The sequence below is a fragment of the Liquorilactobacillus sicerae genome (assembly GCF_029916425.1).
Taxonomy (GTDB): Bacteria; Bacillota; Bacilli; order Lactobacillales; family Lactobacillaceae; genus Liquorilactobacillus; species Liquorilactobacillus sicerae.
In genome coordinates, this window is sequence record NZ_JAHAVQ010000297.1 from 1 (window position 1) to 421 (window position 421).

A 421-nucleotide genomic window follows, 5' to 3' on the forward strand; every position below is an offset into this window, starting at 1 on the left:
TTGAGATACTTAAAAACTTTTTTTCTTTTGTTTATTTTAATTAACAATACTAACAGCAGGCTTATCAATGTTATTGCTGAAGCAATTCCTAAATAAGGCTCCTGATAATATATTTGAACTTTGTGTTTACCTTGTTTTATTTTTGCACCAATAAAATAATTGTCGATTGTTTTTACAGGGGTATTTTTTCCATCGATTTTAATTTTCCAACCTGGTGCAACTGGAATTGTCGTCATCAGAATTTTTTGGTTCTTTTTAACATCTACATAACCTGTAAAACTAGTCTGATTAAATTTTAAGTTTTTGATTCCGGTTTTTTGGATTTTATTGGCTGATTTGGCAAGTTTTGAATCGTTAATCGAATACAGCTCCAAGTCGTTTAGGAAAAGTTCTGAATAATTTAAATGAATTCCAATTGTTA

General features: G+C 28.7%; 1 protein-coding gene. It reads right to left on the reverse strand.

What is annotated here, in order from left to right:
* Positions 1-421, reverse strand: a 421-nt coding sequence (locus tag KH893_RS12525) for a YfhO family protein (protein ID WP_281166368.1), incomplete at both ends; no start/stop codon positions are given.